Source organism: Nakamurella deserti (assembly GCF_003260015.1).
GTDB lineage: Bacteria > Actinomycetota > Actinomycetes > Mycobacteriales > Nakamurellaceae > Nakamurella > Nakamurella deserti.
On record NZ_QCXS01000003.1, the window covers coordinates 816,195 to 838,755 of the forward strand.

The 22,561-nt window shown below is 72.9% G+C and carries 20 protein-coding genes, 1 tRNA gene and 1 riboswitch; of the genes, 2 read left to right on the forward strand and 19 right to left on the reverse strand.

What is annotated here, in order from left to right; translation table 11 throughout:
- Positions 1–915, forward strand: a complete 915-nt coding sequence (locus tag DB033_RS17015) for a 2-hydroxyacid dehydrogenase (RefSeq protein ID WP_111768406.1) — start codon at positions 1–3, stop codon at positions 913–915.
- 15 nt (positions 916–930) lie between these two features.
- On the opposite strand, the gene DB033_RS17020 is transcribed toward DB033_RS17015, so the two are convergent.
- From DB033_RS17020 to DB033_RS17055, 8 genes are all read right to left on the reverse strand, one after another.
- On the reverse strand, positions 931–1,938 hold the full coding sequence (locus DB033_RS17020) for a glycosyltransferase (protein ID WP_111768052.1): 1,008 nt from the start codon (positions 1,936–1,938) through the stop codon (positions 931–933).
- Entirely contained in the window at positions 1,935–2,786 is an 852-nt protein-coding gene (locus tag DB033_RS17025) for a glycosyltransferase (RefSeq protein WP_157970759.1), read from the reverse strand. The genes DB033_RS17020 and DB033_RS17025 overlap by 4 nt, the downstream gene beginning before the upstream one ends.
- Before the next feature lie 408 nt (positions 2,787–3,194).
- Positions 3,195–3,425 (reverse strand): hypothetical protein, encoded by a 231-nt coding sequence (locus DB033_RS17030; protein WP_111768054.1) that lies wholly within the window; start codon positions 3,423–3,425, stop codon positions 3,195–3,197.
- 51 nt (positions 3,426–3,476) lie between these two features.
- Positions 3,477–4,514 (reverse strand): CNNM domain-containing protein, encoded by a 1,038-nt coding sequence (locus tag DB033_RS17035; RefSeq protein WP_111768055.1) that lies wholly within the window; start codon positions 4,512–4,514, stop codon positions 3,477–3,479.
- Positions 4,511–5,932 (reverse strand): hemolysin family protein, encoded by a 1,422-nt coding sequence (locus DB033_RS17040; RefSeq protein ID WP_205843961.1) that lies wholly within the window; start codon positions 5,930–5,932, stop codon positions 4,511–4,513. Before DB033_RS17040 ends, DB033_RS17035 begins: the two co-directional genes overlap by 4 nt.
- A 219-nt stretch (positions 5,933–6,151) precedes the next feature.
- Positions 6,152–6,239: transfer RNA gene (locus DB033_RS17045), tRNA-Ser, on the reverse strand.
- A gap of 94 nt (positions 6,240–6,333) precedes the next feature.
- Positions 6,334–8,592 carry an MMPL family transporter gene (locus tag DB033_RS17050; RefSeq protein ID WP_111768056.1) on the reverse strand — a complete coding sequence of 753 codons (2,259 nt, stop codon included), beginning with the start codon at positions 8,590–8,592 and terminating at the stop codon, positions 6,334–6,336.
- Positions 8,593–8,633: 41 nt separating this feature from the next.
- Positions 8,634–9,245: a TetR/AcrR family transcriptional regulator gene (locus tag DB033_RS17055; protein WP_111768057.1), complete on the reverse strand. Its 612-nt coding sequence runs from the start codon at positions 9,243–9,245 to the stop codon at positions 8,634–8,636.
- Positions 9,246–9,433: 188 nt separating this feature from the next.
- Between DB033_RS17055 and ypfJ the strand changes: the two genes are divergently transcribed.
- Positions 9,434–10,474 (forward strand): KPN_02809 family neutral zinc metallopeptidase, encoded by a 1,041-nt coding sequence (gene ypfJ / locus DB033_RS17060; protein WP_111768058.1) that lies wholly within the window; start codon positions 9,434–9,436, stop codon positions 10,472–10,474.
- A 140-nt stretch (positions 10,475–10,614) separates the two neighbouring features.
- Here ypfJ and DB033_RS17065 read toward each other — a convergent pair whose 3' ends face one another.
- From DB033_RS17065 to DB033_RS17115, 11 genes are all read right to left on the reverse strand, one after another.
- The gene (locus DB033_RS17065) at positions 10,615–11,085 is read right to left on the reverse strand and encodes a GNAT family N-acetyltransferase (RefSeq protein ID WP_205843962.1); all 471 of its coding nucleotides are present in this window, start codon (positions 11,083–11,085) and stop codon (positions 10,615–10,617) included.
- A 94-nt stretch (positions 11,086–11,179) separates the two neighbouring features.
- Complete coding sequence (locus DB033_RS17070) at positions 11,180–11,869, reverse strand: SDR family oxidoreductase (RefSeq protein ID WP_111768060.1); 690 nt, start codon at positions 11,867–11,869, stop codon at positions 11,180–11,182.
- Positions 11,866–13,878, reverse strand: coding sequence for an FAD/NAD(P)-binding protein (locus DB033_RS17075; protein WP_111768061.1), 2,013 nt, complete (start codon positions 13,876–13,878; stop codon positions 11,866–11,868). Before DB033_RS17075 ends, DB033_RS17070 begins: the two co-directional genes overlap by 4 nt.
- A complete protein-coding gene (locus DB033_RS17080) occupies positions 13,871–14,488 on the reverse strand; it encodes an alkylhydroperoxidase domain protein (protein WP_111768062.1) in 618 nt (205 codons plus the stop codon). Before DB033_RS17080 ends, DB033_RS17075 begins: the two co-directional genes overlap by 8 nt.
- A complete protein-coding gene (locus DB033_RS17085) occupies positions 14,485–15,093 on the reverse strand; it encodes a CMD domain protein (protein ID WP_205843963.1) in 609 nt (202 codons plus the stop codon). Before DB033_RS17085 ends, DB033_RS17080 begins: the two co-directional genes overlap by 4 nt.
- A 43-nt stretch (positions 15,094–15,136) precedes the next feature.
- On the reverse strand, positions 15,137–16,816 hold the full coding sequence (locus DB033_RS17090; protein WP_111768064.1) for a dipeptide ABC transporter ATP-binding protein: 1,680 nt from the start codon (positions 16,814–16,816) through the stop codon (positions 15,137–15,139).
- On the reverse strand, positions 16,813–17,733 hold the full coding sequence (locus tag DB033_RS17095) for an ABC transporter permease (RefSeq protein ID WP_111768065.1): 921 nt from the start codon (positions 17,731–17,733) through the stop codon (positions 16,813–16,815). Before DB033_RS17095 ends, DB033_RS17090 begins: the two co-directional genes overlap by 4 nt.
- A 1-nt stretch (position 17,734) precedes the next feature.
- The gene (locus DB033_RS17100; protein ID WP_111768066.1) at positions 17,735–18,673 is read right to left on the reverse strand and encodes an ABC transporter permease; all 939 of its coding nucleotides are present in this window, start codon (positions 18,671–18,673) and stop codon (positions 17,735–17,737) included.
- Positions 18,674–18,789: 116 nt separating this feature from the next.
- Complete coding sequence (locus DB033_RS17105; protein ID WP_420814087.1) at positions 18,790–20,409, reverse strand: TIGR04028 family ABC transporter substrate-binding protein; 1,620 nt, start codon at positions 20,407–20,409, stop codon at positions 18,790–18,792.
- Positions 20,410–20,798: 389 nt separating this feature from the next.
- Positions 20,799–20,912, reverse strand: a riboswitch (SAM riboswitch).
- Positions 20,913–20,985: 73 nt separating this feature from the next.
- A complete protein-coding gene (locus tag DB033_RS17110) occupies positions 20,986–21,867 on the reverse strand; it encodes an EamA family transporter (protein ID WP_240615953.1) in 882 nt (293 codons plus the stop codon).
- Positions 21,868–21,894: 27 nt separating this feature from the next.
- Positions 21,895–22,551, reverse strand: a complete 657-nt coding sequence (locus tag DB033_RS17115) for a GNAT family N-acetyltransferase (RefSeq protein WP_111768067.1) — start codon at positions 22,549–22,551, stop codon at positions 21,895–21,897.
- Between the last annotated feature and the right edge of the window lie 10 nt (positions 22,552–22,561).

Consider the following 22,561-nt stretch of genomic DNA (forward strand, 5'->3'; position numbering starts at 1 on the left):
ATGACCGTGGTGTGCCTGCCCGACGACAATGCCGTCCGCCTGCTCGGCGACCTCCCTGACGGGGTGGAGGTGGTGGTGTGGGACGGCACCGGCGACACACCGGCGAAGCTCGTCGAGACGACGTTCTGGGTTCCGCAGATCGAGGACTCCGAGGACCTGCCCGGCAAGTTCGCGGCGATGCCGCACCTGCGGGTGATGCAGCTGACCGGGGCCGGCGTCGAGGACATCGTCGATCAGCTGCCCGAGGGCGTGACCCTGTGCAACGCGCGTGGGGTGCACGGCAGCTCGGTGGCCGAGTTGGCGTTGGCGCTGATCCTGGCCTCGCAGCGCCGGCTGCCGCACTTCCTCGCCGCCCAGGCCGAGGGACGCTGGGACCTCGTCGAGGGCGACGACCTCGTCGACAAGCGGGTGGTGATCCTCGGTGCCGGCGATCTGGGTGAGCAGACGGCCCGCCGGTTGCGGCCGTTCGACGCCGAGCCGGTGCTGGTCGCCTCGTCGGCCCGGGACGGCATCCACGGCATCGACGAGCTCCCCACCCTGCTGCCCGACGCCGATGTCGTCGTGGTGACCCTGCCGTTGACTCCGGAGACGACCGGCCTGGTCGACGCCGCGTTCCTGGCCCGGATGGCCGACGGCGCACTGCTGGTCAACGTGGCCCGCGGCAAGGTAGTCGACACCGACGCGGTGCTCGCCGAACTGACCACGGGGCGGCTCCGGGCCGCGCTCGACGTGGTCGAGCCCGAGCCGTTGCCCGCCGGTCATCCGCTGTGGACGGCTCCGAACCTCATCCTGACCCCGCACGCCGCGGGCCACGTCAAGGCCGCCGGGCCCCGGGCGTTCGCGCTCGTCGCCGACCAGCTGCGCCGCTTCGTGGCCGGCGAGGAGCTGGCCAACGTCATCTCCGGCGGCTACTGAGCTCCCCTCACCGCGTCAGGCGTACGCGGTGAAGTGCGGCCCGAGCACGTCGATCCACGCCGCCGGATGGGTCGCGACCGCCGCCGATCCGGGACGGGCGAAGGCCGCGGTGACCGCGGCGTCCAGGGCGCCGGCGGTCCGCGACAGCGGATAGCGGTCGAGCACCCAGCGACGGTTCGCGGCCCGCAGCGGTGCCGACCCGTCGGCGTGGGCGATCAGCTCGGCGATCCGGTCCCGCAGCAACAGCGGACGCTGATCGGGGATGCGCCAGGCGCCGGGGGCCTCGAACAGCTCGTGACCGCCGCCGCCGTCGTACCCGACGACCAGACAGCCCGACGCCAGCGCCTCGGCGACCGGCAACCCGAAGCTCTCGCTGTGGCCCAGCGCGACGAACACCGTGGTGGTCGCGAGCACGTCGGCGACATCCGCCCGCGGGATGTCCACCATCTCCACGAGATCGACGCCGGCCAGCCGGGGGTCGTGGCGCAGGAGCTCACGCAGCAGCGAGGCCTCCCGGGGGCGCTTGCGTGGGAACCAGCTGACCCGGGCCCGGTCGCCCGGTCGCGGGGCGAACAGCTCGCCGTCGACGGGGTTCGGCACCAGGCTGACCGCCAGGCCGGGCAGCACCGCCGACAGCACGTCACGGCTCTCGCCGGTCACCGCCCACACACCGGGAGGGGCGGCCCACCCCGGGAAGTCGGGCCCCGGAGCGCCGGCCGCGAACGTGTAGAAGTGGTTCTGGTTGAAGATGACCGTCCGGGCACCCGGTGCCGGGTCGCGTCCCGGCACCGTGGGCGTCTCCGGCAGCACGAGCAGGTCGTCCGCGCCGATGGGCGTCGTGGCACCCGCGAGCACCGGAACGTCGGCGTCGATCCAGTCGGTGCGGTCGTCCGGGTCGGGCAGCCACAGCCACGCCTCGTGGCCCGCCGCCCGCAGCAGCCGCACGTGCTGGGTCAGCACGTGCACGCCGCCGCTGTGCCGCCGGGTGGCGAACCCGGCGTAGACGACGCGCCGCGGCGTCACTCGAAGTAGGGCGCGCTCAGGTACCACGACGAGCCGCTGCCGGTGTTGTGGGCGGGAAAGGCGTCCGGGCTCAGCCCGACCTCGGCCCGCCACTCCGGTCCCCACTTGCCGTCCATCCCGTCGAGGATCTCGGCCCGGTTGCCCTCGGAGGTCTGCCCGGTGCGGTTCATCGTGGCGCGACGCAGGTGCGAGACGTAGGCGCCCTCGGTCACGACGCTGCGCAGGCCCGCGACGCGGACCCGCAGGGCGAGATCGATGTCGGAGCCGTAGCCGTGGCGGGGGAACGCGACCGTGTCCAACGCCCCGAGCTCGACGACCGCGGGGGCGGCGAAGGCCACCGCGGTGCCGTCGCAGAACGGCACGTCACGCAACTCGGTCCGCGGCAGGTAGGCGTAGGCGGTCTCGGGGATGGACCGGGCCCGCTGGTGGAGCCAGAAGTCGTCGTAGCAGGCGGCCACCACGGCGATCTTCTCGTCCTCGGCGAAGGGGGCGGTCAACGCGTCGAGGAACCCCCTGGACAACCGGATGTCGTTGTTGAGCACGACGCAGACGTCGGTGCCGTCGGCGACCGCGGTGTGCAGGGCCCAGTTCGCCGATCCGATCCAGCGGAGGTTCCGGCCCGGCCGGTGGACCTCGACCCGGCTGCCGGCGACCGGGACGACGTAGTCGCCGCCGTTGTCGACCACCACGATCCGGATGTCGGGGCGGCGGTCGCTGCCGTCACGGGCGAGGTCCCCGAGGACCGCGTCGGTCAGCTCGGGTGAGCCGAACGCGGGGATGACGACGAGCGTCGAGGGGGGCGCCGACGGCGATGCGGCGCCGTCGGGCGCAGGGTACTGACCAGCCATCTCGGACCCATCCGTTCTGTTACAGCGGGCTTCGTGCGTTCTTCGACGACCACAGTAGGGATCGCGCCGGCGGACCGCCGACCGCTGGAGCAGTACCCACTCGGCCGAGGCGCGGGATGCGACCAAGGTCACCCGACGGTCGGAGGCCGGGCTAGCGGTGCCGGCTCCCGCGGCGGTGCCCGTCGCAGCGGATGCGCTCCGCCCGCCCGCGCTCGTCGGATTCCCGTCACCGGTCGGCATTCCGGACCCGGCGGTCGCGGGCTCAGCCGCGTGCGATCCGCGAACTCATGCTGTTCGCCGACTCCGTGCCCTGACGCCGCCGTCGTGCGCCGGTGAGCGCTTCGGTGAGGTCGCGCGGTCGTCGACGATCCCCGCGGCCCCGGGTCCCGCGGGTTCGTCGGAGAATGGTCAGCGCGGCACATCGGCTCCGGAGTCACCGAGTTCGGCGCGCGTGCGTTCCAGCCGTCGACCCTGTGTCACGGTCATGGCGATCAGGCCAGCCCAGAACAGGACGCCGACCCACGACCACGCCGAGCCGGTGATCGCCACCACGACGCTCAGCACGAGGAACAGTCCGAAGACGTACGTGGACCACCGCGACTGCCGGCGATGCTCGGCCAGCCGGAAGCGCACGAGCACCGCCAGGTCGTCGCGCAGGGCCCGGTCGGCCTCGCGTGGCCGGCGCAGAGATCAGCCGGTCCGCACCACCTCACGCGCCGGGCCGGCGGCGTCCGGGAACAGCGTCCGCAGCACGTCGGCCAGCGTGACCACACCGCGGAACGTCCCCTGCTCGGTGACCACGGCCAGGTGGTTGCGGGTACGCCGCATGGTCTCCAGGCCCTCCGACAGCGGGGTCCGCGCGTCCAGGGTGAACACCGGCCGCTGGTGCACGGCGGCCGGGGCGTCGGCGGCGTCGAGCAGGGTGTCGCGGACGTGCACCACTCCGGTCGGTCCGGCACCCGGGGTGGTCACCAGGATCCGCAGATGGCCGGAGCGGCGGGCGGCGTCCTGGACGTCGTGGACGGTCGCCCCCTCGGACACCGAGGTGGGGGTGCGGCCGGGCCGGGTGAGGTCGCCGATGACGGCGTCCTCGAGGTCCAGTGCGCCCGAGATCTGCTGGTAGTACGACACGTCCAGTGCCCCGACGGACGTCGAGTGCTCGACGAGCTGCCGCAGTGCCCGGGGGTCCTGCCCGCCGGCGGCCGACTCGACCGGCTCGACGCCGACCTTGCGCACGCACCAGTTGGCCATCCGGTTGAGCAGCACGAGCACCGGCCGGAAGACGACCATGAAGGCGCGCATCGGCACGGCCAACAGGATCGACGACCGCTCGGGGTGCGCGATCGCCCACGACTTGGGCGCCATCTCGCCGATCACCAGGTGCAGGAACGTCACCACGACGAGCGCGAGCACGAAGGCCAGCACGTCGGCCACCCACACCGCCAGGCCCAGCCCGGTCAGGGCCGGGGCGAGTGCGTACTGGACCGCCGGCTTGGTGACGGCCCCCAGCGCGAGCGTGCAGGCGGTGATGCCCAGCTGGGAGCCGGCCAGCACCACGGTCAACTCCGCGGAGCTGCGCAACGCGGCCCGCGCGGACCGGCTGGTGACGGCGGCGTCCTCGAGGCGGTGCCGCTTCGCCGCCAGCAGCGCGAACTCCACGGCCACGAAGAACGCGCTCAGCGCGATGATGGCGACGGTCGCCGCCACCACGATCCAGGGGTTGCTCATCGCTGCGCTCCGGTGGGGGTGGTGCGGGTGACGTCAGCGCGCCCCGAGCCGGGACCGGTGGGCTCCAGGGTGACCCGGACCAGCGAGGGGACCGTGCGGTCGATGGCCAGGATCTCCAACTCCAGGAGCTCCGGCGGCGGCTCGTCGTCCACCGCGTAGGCGGCCGGGTCCGGTGGCAGCGCCACCCTGATCCGGTCGCCCACCGCCGGGAACGTGCCGTGCCCGGCGATGGCCAGACCCGACACCGTCTCGTGGTCGCCGGTCGGCAGCACCCGGCCGATCAGCCGCGCCAGTTCGTCCAGCGGCAGGTCCGCCGGCAACGTCCAGGTCGGTTCGCCGCCGGAGGCGCGGTCGGGGGTGACGACCGTCTCGGGGTCGTGCTCGTCGTCGATCTCGCCGACCAGTTCCTCGGCCAGGTCCTCAGCGGCGAGGACCCCGGCGAAGCCGCCGTACTCGTCGAGCACGCAGGCCAGCTGGCTGCGGCTGGACACCAGGGCGTCGAGCGCGTCGGGCAGGCGCATCGAGGTGGGGACCAGCAGCGGCGGCCGCATCACCCCGACCGCCGGGCTGTCGTTGCCGTGTCCACCGGTCGGCGCGGTGAGCACGTCGGACAGGTGCACGACACCCAGGACGGCCTCGTCGTCGTCGAGCACGGGGTAGCGGGAGTGGCCGTGCCGCATCAGTTCGCGTACCTCGCCGAGGGTGGCGTCGGGGCGCAGCACACCGGCCCGGGCCCGCGGCACCATGGCGTGGTCGACGGTCCGCTCGGGGAACTCGAGGATGCGGGAGATCAGCGCCGACATCTCCGGCCGCAGGTCACCGCTCTCCCGCGACTCGGCGACGATGTGTTCGAGGTCGCGCTGGGTCGCGGAGTGCTCCACGTCGTGCACGGGCTCGATCCGCAGCGCCTTCAGCAACAGGTTGGACGCGTGGTCGAAGACGGTGATGAGCCAGCCGAACAGCTTCAGGTAGATCGCCGTGGAGCGGGACAGTGCGATCGCGATCGGCTCGGGCCGGGCGATGGCCAGGTTCTTGGGGAACAGCTCACCCAGCAGCATCTGGACGAAGGTGGAGAACAGCAACGCCAGCACGGTGCCGACGGTGATGCCGACGGCGGTCGGGACGGCCACGCCGCCGAGGGCTTCGCCGATGGCCTCCCCGATGAGCGGCTCGGCGACGTACCCGACGAGCAGGCCCGTGACGGTGATCCCGAGCTGGGCGCCGGAGAGCATGAACGACGTGCGACGGGTGACGGCCAGCGCGCGTCCGGCTCCGGCGTCACCGGCGGCGGCCGCGGCCTTGAGCCGGGAGCGGTCCACCGACATGTAGGCGAACTCCTGGGCCACGAAGTACGCGGTGGCCGCGGAGATCACCAGCACGATGATCAGGCCGAGCAGGGTGGAGAGGGGCCAGATCACGCCGGGAGCCCGGTGGCGGTGCGGTGGTGCTTCGGTCGGCGGTCACGTCGATCGGGTGTCATCGGGGCTTTCGTGTCGGTGTGGTCTACCGACAGCTGAACTACCCGCGCCGCAGCGGAGTTCCCGCCGGGCCGTGTGATCTTTACCGAACGTTTACCGAGCCCGTACCCGAACAGGAGCCCGGGCGCGGACCGGGCGACCGCGGACCGTACGGGGAGTTGGCGGAGGCGGAGGGATTTGAACCCCCGAGGGTGTTAGCCCTGGCCGCTTTCAAGGCGGCTTCCTTCGGCCGCTCGGACACGCCTCCGCGGGAAAGTGTACGGTCCCCGCGTCCGACCCCCGAACGGTCCGACGCGGGCGACGGCGGCCGGCGACCGCCCCGTGGGGCGGTCGCCGGCGACTCACACCCGGACGGTCTCCGGCTCGCCGGCCGGCTCCGCGGCGTCGAGCTGCTTCAACAGCTGCTCCCCCTCGATGTCGACGTTGGGCAGCGACTTCTGCAGCCACGACGGCAGGTACCAGGCGACCCGGCCCAGCAACGTCATCAGTGCCGGCACCAGGGTCATCCGGACGACGAACGCGTCGAACAGCACGCCGATGCCGAGCGCGAAGCCGATCGAGGCGATGATCGAGTCGGGCGCCAGGATGAAGCCGGCGAACACGCTGGTCATGATGATCGCCGCGGCGATGACCACCCGGGAGCCGTGGGCGTAGCCGCTGCGGACCGCCGCCTTCGGGTCCTCGCCGTGCACGAACGACTCGCGCATGCCGGCCACCAGGAACACCTCGTAGTCCATGGCCAGGCCGAACAGCACACCGATCAGCAGGATCGGCAGGAACGACACGATGTTGGACGGCGTCTCGACGATGCCGAACCAGCCCCACTGGAAGATGGCGACGACCGCACCGAAGGAGGCGCCGACGGACAGCAGGAAGCCCAGCGCCGCCTTGACCGGCACCACGATCGACCGGAAGACCAGCATCAGCAGCACCAGCGCCAGGCCCACCACGATGACCAGGTAGACGGGAAGCGCCGACGCGAGCTTCTCGGAGACGTCGATGCCCAGGGCGGTCTGCCCGGTGACCTGGATGGTCGCGCCGGTGCTCGCGGCGATGCCGTCGGCGGAATCGCGGATCGCGTGCACCAGGTCCTCGGTCTCGGTGGCGCCGGGCGCGGACTTCGGCACCACGTTGATCGCGGCGAACGTGCCGTCGGCCGCCTGGGCGAACGGCGTCACCGCGAGGGTGTCTCCGGTGCCCTGGACGGCCTGCACGGTGGCACCGATCGCCGGCTGCAGCTGCGCCGCGTCGGACGCGCCGACGGTGACGATGATGGTGCCGTTGACGCCGGCGCCGAAGCCCTCGGCGAGCAGGTCGTAGGCCTGCCGGGCCGTGGAGTCCAGCGGCTTGGAGCCGTCGTCGGGCAACCCGAGGTGCAGCTGGGTGGTGGGGATGGCCGCCGCCCCGAGCCCGAGGATGCCCACGATCAGCACCAGCGCCGGGTACCTGGTGACGAACCGGCCCCAGCGGTTGGCCCGGTCCGGGTCGGCCTGCTCGCGGCGCTCGACGGCGTGCCGCCCGAGGTTCATCAGCTCACGCTGCTTGCGGCCGAGCACCTTCGGCCCGGCGAAGGCCAGCAGCGCGGGCAGCATGGTGACGGCGATGAGCACCGCGATCAGCACGGTGAGCGACGCGGCGACGCCCATCACGGTCAGGAAGGGGATCCCGACGACGCTGAGCGCGGCCAGCGCGATGATGACGGTCAGGCCGGCGAAGACCACCGCGGAACCCGCGGTGCCGTTGGCGCGGGCGATGGACTCGTGCACCTCCATGCCGGCGGCGAGCTGCTTGCGGTGCCGGCTGACGATGAACAACGCGTAGTCGATGCCCACGGCCAGTCCCAGCATCAGGGCCAGGATCGGGGCGGTGGACGACATGTCGACGACGTTGGCGACGATCAGCACCCCGGACACACCGATGCCGATACCGATCAGCGCGGTGAGCATGGGCAACCCGGCGGCCACGATCGAGCCGAACATGATCAGCAGCACGATCAGCGCGACGATCACGCCGATGCCCTCGGTGGAGCCGATGGCGGGCGCCTGCGGCACCGCGGCCCCGGACAGCTCGACCCGCACCCCGGTGCCGGCGGCGCTGTCACGCAGCGCGGTCAGTCCGTCGTGGGTCTCCTTGGGCACCTCGGTCACCTGACCCTGCATCTGCAGGGTGGCGAACCCGATGCGGCCGGCCGGCGGTGCGAGCTGCGGCTGGGCGGACGGGTTCTGCGGCGCCGCGGTGCCGCCCGGAAGCAGGATCTGGCCGGTGTACGGATCGGTGCCGGCCATCACGCCGGGAAGGTCGACCGCCGCGGTCACGATGCGCTGCACGGTCGCCTGGAGGTCCGGCTCGGCCAGGCTGCGGCCCTCGGGTGCCTCGAAGACGATGCGGCCGGTGGAGCCGCCGGCGCCCGGGATGCGCTCGGACAGCTGATCGATCGCGTTCTGCGCCGGGGTGTCGGGGATGGAGAACGAATCGCTGAACTTGCCGCCGGCGAGCCCGGCGGTACCGCCGACCACGGCCAGCAGGACCAGCCAGACGGCCAGCACCAGGCCGCGGCGGCGGGTGGCGAAGCGCCCGAGTCGGTACAGCAGTACGGCCATGTCAGGTGCTCCTCAGCAGGGGACGATCGGGCAGGTCGGAATCAGGGACGGTGACGCAGGGCGTCGAGCGCGACCGGATCCAGGATCAGGAACACGCGCTCGAGGGAGGCCGTGAAGCCGGGCGTGCCGCCGGGGCGGCCGTCGGCCAGCCACCGGTCGGTGACGACCCGGCACGCCGTGAGGGCGAACAGGCTCAGCGACTCCGCGACCACGTCGTCGGCGTCGATGCCCAGCCGCCCGGCGATGCCGGCGGCGAGGATGGTGGCCATCTTCTGGTCGACCACGGCCGCTTCGGCGCGCAGTTCGGGATGGGCGCCGACCACCGCGGCGAAGTCGGCCGCCCGGCCGTCCATGTCGGCGGTGACCAGCTGCAGCAGCCGGCGGATGAGCGCCGGGATGGGCTCGTCCGGCTCGGCGGCCAGCAGCTCGCCGACGGCGAACTCGGCCTGCATCAGGTTCCACGACAGCACGCACTCGGCGCGGCTGGAGAAGTAGTTGGAGAACGTCCGGCGCGAGATGCCGACGGCTTCGGCGAGGTCGGCGACGGTGAAGCCGTCGTAGCCGCGGTCGAGGGTCAGCCGGTAGGCGGTGTCGACGAGGGCGCGCCGGGTGTCGTCCTTCTTGCGCTCCCGCAGGCCCGAACCGGCCGTCATGCTCTCCACGGCTCCAGCCTGCCTCGATCTTGCGCACTGAGCAACTTTGCGCAGTGAGCAATTCCTGTGACTCCGGTGACGTCGGACCGCCTTCGCTGCGAGGACCCGGCCGGGGGTATGACTCAGCTGCACGGCACGGCCCGCGGCGACCCCAGGTCGCCGAACGGCCGCGATCTCGAGGAGTTGCCATGAAGTTCAACGACCGGGCGCGCCTGGACACCTCCCAGGTGCAGGACCGCCGCAGTGGCGGTGGCGGCGGATTCGGCCGGGGCGGCGGTGGCGGCTTCGGCGGCGGGTTCGGCGGCGGGTTCGGCGGCGGCGGCGGATTCGGCCGCGGCGGCGGCGGCCTGGGCAAGGCGGGCGGCGGACTCGGCCTGCTGGTCGTCATCGGCGTCGTGCTCTGGCAGATGTTCAGCGGTGGCGGCGGCTCCACCAACGGCGGCGGCACCGGCGGCGCGGCGAGCGGCGGCGGCAACATCCTGTCGAACATGCTGGGCGGCGGGTCGGGCGCTCCGGTGGAGGCCGACAACAGCTCGCTGGAGGCCAACTGCCGCACCGGCGCCGATGCCAACGCCAACTCCGACTGCGCGCTGGTGGCCATCATCAACTCGGTCCAGGGCTTCTGGACCGCGGAGCTCCAGGCGTCGGGCACCAGCTACACCGAGGCGGACACCATCTGGTTCCGTGACGACGTCACCACCGGCTGCGGAGCGGCGACCTCCGGCGTCGGGCCGTTCTACTGCCCGGCGGATCAGCAGGTGTACGTCGACCTGACCTTCTTCCAGACGCTCAAGACCCAGTTCAAGGCCAACGACGAGCTGTTCACCCAGGCCTACGTGCTGGCGCACGAGTACGGCCACCATGTGCAGAACATCCTGGGGACGTCGTCCCGGGTGGGCCAGGAGGCCGGTCCGGCGTCGGGTTCGGTGCGTCTGGAGCTGCAGGCCGACTGCTACGCCGGCGCCTGGGCCAACCACGCGACCACCGTCCCGGACGCCAGCGGCGAGGTACTGGTCACCGAGATCACCGACGCCGACATCGCCGCGGCCCTGGACGCGGCCGGCAAGATCGGCGACGACTACATCCAGTCCGAGCTCGGCAACGGCACGGTCGACGAGTCCTCGTTCACCCACGGCTCGTCCGCCCAGCGGGAGAAGTGGTTCACCACCGGCTTCCGCACCGGCGACCCCGCCGCCTGCAACACCTTCGACACCGACGACCTGGGCTGACCCGGCCGGTCACCCGCGGCCGGGCCCGCTCAGCGGGTGCGGGCCGGTGAGGCGCGTGCGGCCCGGTCAGGTGCCGGTCGGACAGGGCCGGCACGGGTCGAACAGGCACGAACCCGTGAGGTCGTCCACGGTCGGGCCGCTCAGGCGGGGTCGAGGAGCTTCTCGAAGCAGAACGACTCCGGCATCACCGTCGCGTACGGCTCGTACAGCGGGATCGGGGTGTAGCCCAGCCGCCGGTACAGCGCGACCGCCTCCGGTTGGTTGTGGCCGGTGTGCAGCACCACGCGGGCGGCGCCGGCCTCCCGGGCGGCCCGCTCGACGCGGTCCATCAGCAGTCGGGCGACGCCGCGGCCGCGCTGGTCACCGCGGACGATGACCCGCTTGACCTCGTGGTCGCCGTCGTGGGTGCGCAGCGCGGCGTGCCCGACGGCCTCCCCGGCGGCGTCGCGTACCAGCGCGGTGACCAGCACATCGGACGGGTCCACGACCAGCGAGCCCCGGATCGCGTCGGCCCGGTCGAACCCGAACTGCGGGTAGCGCTCGGCGAGCTCGGCGTCCATCACGGCCCGGAGCGCGACCGCGTCCGGGTCGTCCCAGACGACGTCGGTCACCGTGTATCCGTGCGGCTGCACTGTCGTCCCCGTCCTGTCGTGTCCGCCCATGGTGCCCGACGCGACACGGCGGGAACGTCCGATCGGGAGCCGCTCAGCGCAGTTCGGCGCGGGGTCGCACCGCGACGTGGGTGATCTGCGCGTCGGCCGACGCGTCGACGACGAGCCGGACGGCCGCGGCGACACTCGACGGGTCGATCAGCTCCGCGGCCCGCAGCGGCCGGCCGCTACGCGCCGCGTCCTTCTCGGCCATCGGCGTCAGCGTCGGCCCGGGAGCGACGGTGGCGACCCGGACGCGGTACGGCTCCTCCTCGCCGCGGAGGGCGTCGGCCAGCGCGGTCAGGGCGAATTTGCTGGCCGAGTAGACGGCGTGGTGCGGGTGCGCGGTGGTGCCGGCCCCGGAGTTGAGGAACACCACCTGTCCCTGGGCCGCCCGCAGCAGTGGCAGCGCCGCCCGGGTCAGCAGCGCCGGTGACAGCACGTTGATCTCCAGGTGCCGCCGCCAGACGTCGGCGTCGGCGTCGGCGACCGACCAGCGCTCGGCGATGGCCGCCGCGTGGACCAGCACGTCGAGCCGGTCGAGCCCGGCCAGCAGGCCCGGGAAGGCCTCGACGTCGGTGAGGTCGGCAGCGATCACCCGGACCGGCGAGGCGAATCCGTCCCCGTCCAGCTGGGCGGCCGTGCGGCAGACCGCGATCACGTCACTGTCCCGGGCCAGGTCGGCGACGACGGCCCGGCCCATCCCACCGGCCGCGCCGGCCACCAGGACCGCGCGCCGGGTCATGCGCTGTACCGGGTCTCGCCGCGGGCGGCGAGGTCCGCCGCCAGCGTCAGCACGCTGCGGGCGACGCTGTCGACCTCCCGCAGGAACGGCGCGTTGGTGCCGGGCAGCGGACTCGCCCCGGTTGGTGGCCCCACCCCGTCGGCGGGGATGCCGAGCAGGTAGCGGGTCGGGGACGTGCTCCCGTCCGCGGCGACGAGCCGGCTGCCCGGCACCGTGTCGAAACGATCGGTGCGGTGGCCGGTCTCGTCGTCACCGACGGTGTAGCCGCGCACCAGTCCCTGCTCCCGCAGCGACCGCATCAGCGGATCCTCGGTCCGCGACACCGCGGGCAGGTGCATCCAGGCGTCGACGAGGCCGCGGGCGGTCTCCCGCGCCCCGGGGATGCGGGTGGACGTCGCGACCAGCTCATCGTCCTCCACGGCGAGCTCCAGGCCGGGCCCGAGCAGCGTGATGACGCCGGCGTCGATCAGCGCCAGCAGCTGCTCGCTGCGGAACGCCGGCGGTCCGCTGCCGAGCATCCCGCCGAGCGCCATGAACTGGCGGAACCGGCCGTAGGACCGGGGCGTGAGGCCGCCGTGCGCGGCCAGCGTCGCGCTGATCCCACGGGCGGACCCGATCGACCAGGCGGCCAGCTTGAACGGACTGCGGTCACCCAGCGCGCCCTCGTCGAGGTCGTGCACCAGGTAGCCGCGGACCCACTCGCGGTACTCCTCGACCGATTCGAACGGACCGCGGGCCGGGTCGACGAGGTCGTCGAGTTCCAGCCGGTCGGCGGGGTCGGGGACGGCCGCGGCCACCGTCGCCGCCCACTCGCGGGACCGGACGTCGTCGGTGGCGTCCAGTGCCGCCCAGAGGGTCTCGGGAGCGACGGCGAAGGCGGCGGGTCGTACCCGGGCCAGCGCCCGGTAGTAGGCGTCGACGGCGTCCTTGAGGACCAGCGGGTACACGGTGGCGGTGAAGTCGACCGGTCGCGGCAGCGCGAGCACGTCGGCGCCGCGCAGATAGCGCAGCTCCGAACGGGGCGGCAGCGCCCCGTAGCGGGGCTTGGACCGGAACGGCACGCCCCGCCCGGAGCCGACCAACAGCCGCGGCTCCCGGCCGCTGGGGACGTACCGCAGCCGCAGCGAGCCGGGGATCTGCTCGAACCGGCCACCGCGTTCCAGGGTGAGCAGAGCGAGCGCGTCGAAGAAGCCCATGCCGAGACCGCGCACGATCACCGGTTCCCCCGGCGCGAGCCGCGAGAAGTCCTGATCGGCGGGCGATCCCGGCGGCACCCAGGGGAGCCCGGCGGCCGCGAGGTCGGCCACCAGGGCGGCGTCGGCGGCGGTCGGGCCGGTGGCGAGCCAGCCGGTGCTGAGGACGAGCGCATCGACCTCCAGGTCGGCGCCGCCGGCCAGGCTCAGCCGGTGCGCGGGCCCGACCGGGGTCACCGCGGTGACCGTGTCGCGGACGATCCGCACCCGCATCCCGGCGGGCAGCGTGGCCAGCACCCGCTCGAAGCACCACGCCGCGTAGGCCCCGAAGAGCCGGCGGCTGGGGTGCGACCACGGCAGCACCGTGGGCAGCTCCGCCGTCAGCTGCGGGTCGGCGAGGATCCACGCGGGCACCGGGGCGTCGGCAAAGGTCGCCCGCCCGTCGGCGCCCAGCGGTTGCAGGTCCAGGTCGGCGCCCAGCGTGAGCCGGCACCACTGGTAGAGCGTGGGCCCGAACCGGCGCGGGCCGGTGCAGAGCACGCTCTCGTCGGTGAACAGCGTGACCTCGCCGGCGAAGGTGTTCATCGACAGCTCGTGCGGCTGGTCGCGCCGCCACACCACGCCGGATCCGAGCTCGCTCGGCTCGATGACGACGACGTCGAGATCCCCGCCCGGCAACAGCGCGTCGAACGAGCTCGCCAGCCGCTCCAGCAGTGCGGTGGCCCGCGGTCCGGCGCCGACGACGCCGACCCGGGGCGTGGGCCGCCCGAACCGGCGCGGCCGCTCGACGCCGACCCGGGAGAGCACGTCAGGCATCGCCGAACGGCTCCCCCAGCGACAGCATCAGCCGGTTGGCCCAGCCGAAGAACGCCGCCGAGTGCAGCACGTCGCTGATCCCGAGCAGGTCCAGGCCCGTGTCGGCCAGCGCCCGCAGGTGGTCGGCGGTGAGGGCCGACGGCGTCGCGGTGACGGCGGCCGCGGCGGCGATCACCGCGCGCCAGCGGTCGCTCTGCGGGGCGTCGACGCCGTCGTCGAGCAACCGCTGCACGTCAGCGGGAGCCTTCGCGTAGTGCGCGGCGAACCGGGCGTGCACCGACGCGCAGAAGATGCAGCCGTTCACCCGGGAGGTGGCGGCCGCGGCGAGCTCCCGCTCGGCGCGCGGCAGTCCGCCGGCCCGGTTGTGGAAGATGTCGAAGTCGGCCTTCGTCCGGGCGTGCAGGATGCCGGGGTCGCGGACCAGCAGCCGGAAGTAGTCGCTGTTGACCCGCGACCGCTCGACCAGGCCGTGCCAGTGCGCGTCGGTCAGGTCGTCGGCGGCCAGCGGCTCCAGCCAGGGCTCCCAGCCCAGCTCGGCGCGGGTGAACCGCTCCGGGCGCGGGGCGGCGGCGGTCTCGACGGTTCCGGCGGAGGGCAGGGTCTCGGTCATACCAGTTCCTTCAGGGTGCGCAGTCCGGTGACGAGCCGCAGCTGGAAGGCCAGGAAGCCCACCAGCTGGGTGACGGTGACGATCTCGGTCGGCGCCCAACCCGCCCGCTGCAGCGCGGCGAGGTCGTCGGCACCGGCCTCCCGGGGGCGGAACACCAGCAGGTGGGCCTGGTCGAGCGCGGCGGCGAGGCGCTCGCCGAGCAGCGGCCGGTCGTCGCCGGGAACGGTGAAGCGGAGCCCGTCGGTGTTCTCGGCCGCCAGCACGGTGGAGGCCGGGTAGGCGCCGTACGGGCCGGTCGTGCGGGCGGCCCGGGCCAGCCGGTCGATGCGGTGGGCCAGGGTGGCGTCGGTGGCGGCCAGCAGCGTCCGGTAGTGCGCGGCGGCGGGGTCGCTGTCCGGGTCGACGGCGTGCAGCACGGCCACGAACGCCGCGACCGCCTGCCGTTCGGCCGCGCTCGGACCGGCCGGTGCGGCGGTGAACAGCTCGTCGTAGCCGGCCTGCGCGTGCGAGCGGGTGTCCGGCCGGGCGCGGCGGACGCCGTCCAGGGGGCTGCCGGCGGTGATGCCGGCCAACGTGTCGATGACGTCGTCGGAGGAGGTGGTCACGGGTTCCTTCTCTGGTCGGGTGGCGGGTGGGCGCATGCCCGGTTCAGGCGGTGCGGCCGCCGCCGGGGATCGCCCGGATGAGCTCGCGGGTGTAGTCGTGCTGCGGGTCGGTGAAGACCTCGGTGACCGCACCGCTCTCGACCTGCCGCCCGCCACTCATCACGGTGACGGTGTCGGCGATGGTGGACACCACGGCGAGGTCGTGGGAGACGAAGACGTAGGTCAGGCCCAGATCGCGCTGGAGATCGCCGAGCAGGCGCAGGATCTGCGCCTGCACGGTGACATCGAGCGCGGAGACGGGCTCGTCCAGGACGACGACGTCGGGCTCCAGGACGAGTGCGCGGGCGATGGCGACCCGCTGCCGTTGCCCGCCCGAGAGCTCGCGCGGGGTGCGGTCGGTGACGTCGGCGGGGAGCCCGACCCGGTCGAGCAGGGCGGCGACGCGACGGCTGCGGGCCGCCGCGGCGCCGCGGCCGGTACCGGCGCCGTCCGCGCCGAGCACCTCGGGGAAGTTCAGCAGCGGCTCGCCGACGATCCAGCCGATGCTGCGACGGGGATCCAGCGAGGCGAACGGGTTCTGCGAGACCAGCTGCAGGGTGCGACGGAACCGCCGCAGCGCGGCCCGGTCCAGAGCGCCGACGTCGGTGCCGCCGACGAGGATGTCACCCGACGTGGGCTTGCGGAAGCCGACCAGCGCCCGCACGGTGGTGGTCTTGCCCGACCCCGACTCCCCCACGATCGCGTGCGTGGTCCCGCGCGGGACGGCGAAGCTCAGGTCGTCCACGGCCCGGAAGGTCCGTCCCCGGCCGACCTCGAAGTCCTGCACCAGGTGCCGCACCTCGGCGGCGATGGGCCGGTCGGCCGGCGGTACCGACACCGGGGTCGCCGCGGCGGCGGTCGACACGCTGACGGCCTGCCGCAGGTGCAGCGATGGCGCGTCGGCGAGCAACCGTGCGGTGTACCCACTCTCGGGGTGGGCGAGGACGTCGGCGGTGCGGCCCTGCTCCTGCACGCGGCCGTGCCGCATCACCACGATCCGGTCCGAGCGGTCGGCGGCCACCCCGAGATCGTGGGTGACCAGCAGGACGGCGGTGCCGTCCTCGCGGCGCAGGTCGTCCAGCAGGTCCAGCACTCGTCGTTGGACGGTGACGTCGAGGGCGCTGGTGGCCTCGTCGGCGATGATCAGCTGCGGCCGGAGGGCGATGGCGGCGGCGATGAGCACCCGCTGCCGCATCCCGCCGGAGAGTTCGTGCGGGTACTGCCCGTAGCGCAGCCGGGGATCGGAGAGCCCCACGCGGGCCAGCAGTTCCAGCACCCGTTCCGTGCGCTGCTTCGTCGGCATCCGGCCGTGCAGCTGGAAGGCCTCGCCGACCTGCGCGCCGATGGTGCGCACCGGGTTGAGTGAGCTGCCGGGATCCTGCGGGATGAGCCCGACCTTGGCGCCGCGGACGCCGCGCAGTCGCCGCTGCGACCAGCCGGCGATGTCGGTGCCCTGGAGTTCGATCCGGCCGCCGTCGAGCCGGCCGTTGTCGGCGAGCAGTCCGATGACCGCCTGTGCGGTGGTCGACTTCCCGGATCCGGATTCGCCGACCAGCGCGGTGACCTCGCCGGGGGCGATCTCCCAGCTGACGTCGTGCACGGCCCGGTGCCAGCGTGAGTCGCTGTGCCGGTAGGAGATCGACACGTCGGTCAACCGCAGCACGGGTGTCCCCGGTGCCGTCATCGTGCGCTCCCGTTGATCGACCGGCTGATCCGGTTGGTGGCCAGCACCACGACGACCACGACGGCGCCGGGCACGGTGGTCAGCCACCACGAGGTGGCCAGGTAGTTGCGGCCCTCGGCGATCAGCAGGCCCCACTCCGGGGTGGGCGGCGGGGCGCCGTAGCCGAGGAAGCCCAGCGTCGAGATGGCCATGATGGCCGAACCGAACTGCACGGCGGCCAGCGCGATGATCGGGCTCACCGAGTTGGGCAGGATGTGCCGGCGCAGCACGCTGCCGAAGGTGCCGCCGCTGCCGAAGGCCGCCTCCACGTAGTCGGTCCGGCGCACCCGCAGCACCTCCGAGCGGGTCAGCCGCGCGAACGCGGCGACGGCGGCGACACCGACGGCGATGGCGGCGTTGACGGTGCCGAAACCCAGCACGATGACGATGCTCAGCGACAGCAGCAGGCTGGGGATGGCCAGCAGCACGTCGACCACCCGCATCAGCAGCGCGTCGAGGAAGCCGCCGACCGACCCGGCGAGCAACCCGATGAGGGTGCCCACGACCAGGCCGACGCCGACGGCCACGAGCGCACCGGTGACCGACTGGACGGAGCCGTACACCAGGCGCGCGAACAGGTCCCGGCCGAGCTGGTCGGTGCCGAGCAGGTGGGCGCCGCCCGGGGCCTGCAGCTTCTCCCGGGCCACCCCGGAGGTGGCGCTGAAGTCGGTGAACCAGCCCGGCGCGACGGTCCACAGCAGCACGACGAGGACGACGAGCCAGGCCAGGACCAGCGTGGGACTCCAACGGCGCCAGTCGGCCAGGCGGGCACCGCGCCGGCGCCGCGGGGCCGGTGCGGTCGGGGTCACCGGTGCGGCGTCGGAGTCCAGCACCAGCGGTGCGCCGGCGCCGCCCGGGCCGGAGGTCAGAAAGGCCATGTCAGACACTCACTTTCGACTTCAGCCGCGGGTCGAGCACCGGGTACAGCAGGTCGACGACCAGGTTGACCAGCACGAACACCACCGCGGACAGCATCACCACGGCCTGCAGCACCGGGGCGTCCTGGCTGCGGACCGCGCTCTCGGTCATCTGGCCGATGCCGTTGAGCCCGAAGACGATCTCGGTGATGGCCGCCCCGCCGATGAGTTCGCCGAGCAGGATGCCGGCGATGGTCAGGGTGGGCAGCACGGCGTTGCGGCCGATGTGCCGGGTCAGCACCCAGGCGTCGCCGGCACCGCGGGCCCGGGCGACGGTGACGAACGGCTGGGTGCGCACGTCGTCGATGCTGCGCAGCAGCACCTGCGCCAGCGGCGCCGAGATCGGCACCGCCAGCGTCAGCACCGGCAGGATCAGGCCCTCCCAGAAGCCCGGGTTGATGACCGGGATGAGCTTGAGCCGGAACGAGAACAGCTGGATCAGCATGATGCCGAGCCAGAACACCGGCACCGAGATGAACAGCGCCGGCAGCGATTCCAGCAACGACCGCAGCCAGCGGAACGGCGACAGGTTGGCCAGCACGGCGATCCCGACGGCCAGCACCACGGCCAGCGCCAGCCCCAGGACGGCCAGCCGCAACGTGGGCGGGATGTTGGTCGCCAACTGCTGCGACACCGGCACGTCGGCCTGGATGGAGTAGCCCCAGTCGAGCGTGACGAAGTTGCCCAGCGCGTGCAGGTATTGGGTGACCAGCGAGGTGTCGGCGCCGTAGGAGACCCGGATGTCGGCGATCTGCTCCGGGCTGAGCCCCAGTTCCGGGTTCTGGAACTTGATCAGCAGGGCGTCACCGGGGAGGGCCTGCAGCAGCACGAAGGCCGCGGTGAAGGTCGCCCACAGCACGAGCAGGGCCTGACCGGCCCGTCCGAGCAGATAGCGCGTCATGAGGATCCTCAACGGTGTCAGCGGTGTGGTGCGGTGTCCCGGGGCCGGGCGGGCCGGCCCCGGGACGGTGGATCAGCGCTCGGAGAGCCAGGTGTCAGCGCTCGGAGAGCCAGGTGTCAGCGCTCGGAGAGCCAGGTGTCGTAGAAGCTGGGCCGGCCGACGGCCTCGAACTCCAGGCCGTTGACGTAGGTGCCGGCGGCGAAGATCTGCGGCTCCTCGAAGATCGGGATCAGCAGCGCCTGGTCGAGCACGTGGTTCTGGATGTCGCCGATGATCTCGAGGCGCTTCGCCGGATCGACCTCCGCGGTCTGGGCCTCGAGCAGCCCGTTCAGCTCGGTGTCGGTGTAGCTCTGCACGAGGGTGCTGCTGCCGCCGACCTGCAGCAGCCAGTCGCGGTTCTTCGGGTAGAAGCCGCTCTTGATGACGTCGGGGTCGGCGCGGCCGACCATCGCCACCAGCAGCGGGGTCTTGGCCGGGTCGAGGTTGTCCGCGGCGACGCTGCCGGCGTCACCGGGCAGCACCTCGAGCTTCACGCCGACCTTGGCCCACTGCTCCGAGACCAGCTGCAGCACCTGCTTGTTCTGCGGCTGCACGTAGGTGTGGTAGATGCTCAGCACCAACGGCTTCCCGTCCTTGACCCGGATGCCGTCGGCTCCCGGGACCCAGCCGGCCTCGTCCAGCAGCGCCTTGGCGCCGTCCGGATCGAAGGTCAGCTTGTCGGCCAGGTCGACGTAGCCGGGGGCGTCCTTGGCGAGCACCGAGGTGGCCTGCGGGTAGTTGTCGCTGAGCAGCGTGCTGACGACCTCGGCGCTGTCGGTGGCCTTGAGCAGCGCCTGCCGGACGCGCAGGTCGGCGACCAACGGGTTGTCCGGCCGGATCGCGATGCTGTCGTTCACCCCGCGGGTGGAGGCCCGCAGCAGTGCGAGTCCGGCCCCGGTGATCTGCGGCTCGTCGTAGGCCTCGACCTGGCGGATGGCGTCGGCCTGGCCGGCCAGCAGCGAGCCGATCCGGACGCTGTCCTCGGCGGCCACGATGAGCGTGATGCCGTCCAGGTAGGCCCGGCCCTGGTGGGCGGCGCTCGGCGGCGCCCAGTTGTAGTCCTCGCGGACCTTCAGGTCGATCTGCTTGCCCAGGGTCTCACCGGTGACCGTGAAGGGGCCGGAGCCGATGATGTTCGTCGCGGAACCGAGCTCCTCGTACGGCCGGGCCAGCGTGGCGGCCGAGACGAGGCCCGCGCCGATCGTCGCGGTGCCCTGCAGGAACCCCGGCGACGGCTTCTTGAAGAAGAACGTCACCGTGGAGGCGTCCTGGACCTCGCTGTGGTCGTAGTTGTTGAACACCTCCGACACGGGCTGCTTCAGGTCCGGGTTGCCCAGGCCGAAGGTGTCGTAGTTGTCGGCGACGGCCTGCGCGTCCAGCGCGGTGCCGTCGGAGAACGTGACGCCGGGCCGGATGACGAAGGTGTACTGGGTGAGATCGTCGTTGACGGTCCAGGACTCGGCGATCCACGGCTCGATCTCGAGGGTCTCGGGGTTCTGGTACGTCAGCTTGTCGGTGATCTGGTTGAGGATGCCGCCGTTGGGATAGAAGCCGCCGGACGGCGGATACAGGTTGGTGTGGGCGGCGCTGTCGAGATAGGTGAGGGTGCCGCCGGTGACCGGGGTGCCCGGCGCCGAGGCCGAGCCGGCCGCGGTGGTGGCCGGCGACGTGCCGTCGGAGCCACCGCACGCCGCCACCAGGGCGACGGCCGCGGCGGCGGCCAACGCCCCGAGGCGGCGGCCGAGCCGCGGTGCCCGCGAGCGGGGAGTATTCGACACGTCGGACGTCACAACGGGTTCCTTTCTGGGCCGGAACGGCGCGAGTGCCGGGTTCCGGGGGATGCGGGGAGCGGGCGGCCACCGTGCGACGGCGCCGGGAGCGAGCGTCCGGGGAGGACCGGACGTCGTGGTACGGGGAGGGGACACCGCGGGCGGTGTCGGCCTGGTCAGGCGGTAACAGGACCCCGACACAGCATCGAGCTGGTCCGGCCGAGATCGACGTGCCGGCGCCGGTACGCGCAGAGACCACGCACGGGGAGCGCGGGGTGCTGGTGCATGGATCCGGCCTGTTCTGTGCTGGGCCGTGTCGGCCGCGCTTGCGGTTCCGCGGGATGCGGTCGCCTGGTCGTCATCCGGAGCACCCCGCCGCGTCGGAGGGTTGCTGTCCAGCGAGCCGGAGCTGCGTGCTGGAACTCTTGACCGGTACCGAAGTTACTGCCGTTCACCGACGATCCACAAGTTGTGTGGTGCCGTTCACAACCTCGGGGCGGCAGGTCAGCCGGTGGCGAGTTCCCCACCGGACTTGCGGGCGCTGAGGACGATGGCCGCGCAGACCAGCGCCATGCCGGTGATCTCCGCGGCGTGCGGGATCTGCGCCAGGAACACCGCGCCGGTGACAGCGGCGGTCACCGGGAGCAGCGCCAGCAGGATGGCGAACCGGGCGGCGGTGACCTTGCGCAGCACGACCTGTTCGATCGCGTACGGGATCACCGAGCTGAGCACCGCGATGCCGACCAGGGCGAGCAGCGCCGGGCCGTGGGAGACGATGCCGCCGACCTGCCAGACGCAGAACGGCGCGAACACCAGCGCGCCGGCGGTCATCCCGACACTCAGGGAGGTGATGCCGTCGCGGGTGGAGGCGATGCGGCGGCCGAGGATGATGTAGAACGCCCAGAACAGGCCGGACCCGAAGATGGCCACCAGCCCGATCACCACCGAGGTGGTCCAGCCGCCCTCCAGGCTGACGCCGGCCAGCAGCACGACTCCGGCCAGCGCCAGGGCGATCCCGAGCCGGTCACGCCAGCCGGTGCCGGTGATCGCGGCCACCGCGACCGGTCCGAGGAACTCGATGGCCACCGCGGTACCCAGCGGCAGGTGCTCGATGGCGACGTAGAAGCAGAGGTTCATCGCGGCGAGCACCACTCCGAACCCGGCCGAGGCGAGCAGCTCCCGGCGGCTCCAGCCCTGCTTCCAGGGGCGCCGCCAGGCCAGCAGGATGATCGCGCTGACCACGATCCGCAGCCACCCCACGACCGCCGACGGCGCCAGCACGAACAGGCCGACGGCCAGCGCGGCGCCGTAGTACTGGGTGAACCCGGAGACCAGGAACAGCGCCGGTGCCGGGGTGACGGCGATCAGGTTGCGGGGCGACGGCACGTCCCGACAGTAGTGGCGCGCGCGGGGTCAGATCCCCAGCTGCGGGCGGCACTCCGCGAGCCCGCGCACCCGCACCGTCCAGTCCGGCCGGACCAGGGTGTCCGGGGTGACGAGCAGCAGGTGGCTCTCCACCGACTCGCCCGGGCGGCGCTGCTGGAACCGGCTGCCGTTGCCGACGTAGCCGAGCTTCTCCGAGACCCGAAGCGACCGTGCGTTGTCGGCGAACGCGGCCGACTCGGCCCGCCGGGCACCGAGGTGGTCGAAGGCGAACAGCAGGATGGCCGCGCGCATCTCGGTGCCCAGTCCGCTCCCCTGCCGGTCGCGCCGCAGCCAGGAGCCGGTGGTGACGGAACGGACGACGGCGAAGTCGTCGGCCCGGACGTCCTGCAGGCCGATGGCCACCCCGTCCAGCAGCACGGCGAACTGCAGGTCCCACCGCTGGGCGGTGGTCGCCGCCCGGCGCCCCCACAGGTGCCGCAGCGAGCCGGGCACCAGCTCGTCCGGTGGCGCCGTCGACCACGGGACGTCGAACGGCAGCTCGGCCGGATCGTGGATGCCGGCGAGCTCGGCGTCCATCAGGTCCGGGAGGTGCTCGTCGCGGACCGGCGTGAGCACCAGCCGGGGGCTTCGCACCTCGAGCCCGAACAGCGGCCAGTACCGGACGAGTCGTTCCCGGGAACCCATGCCCGCAGTC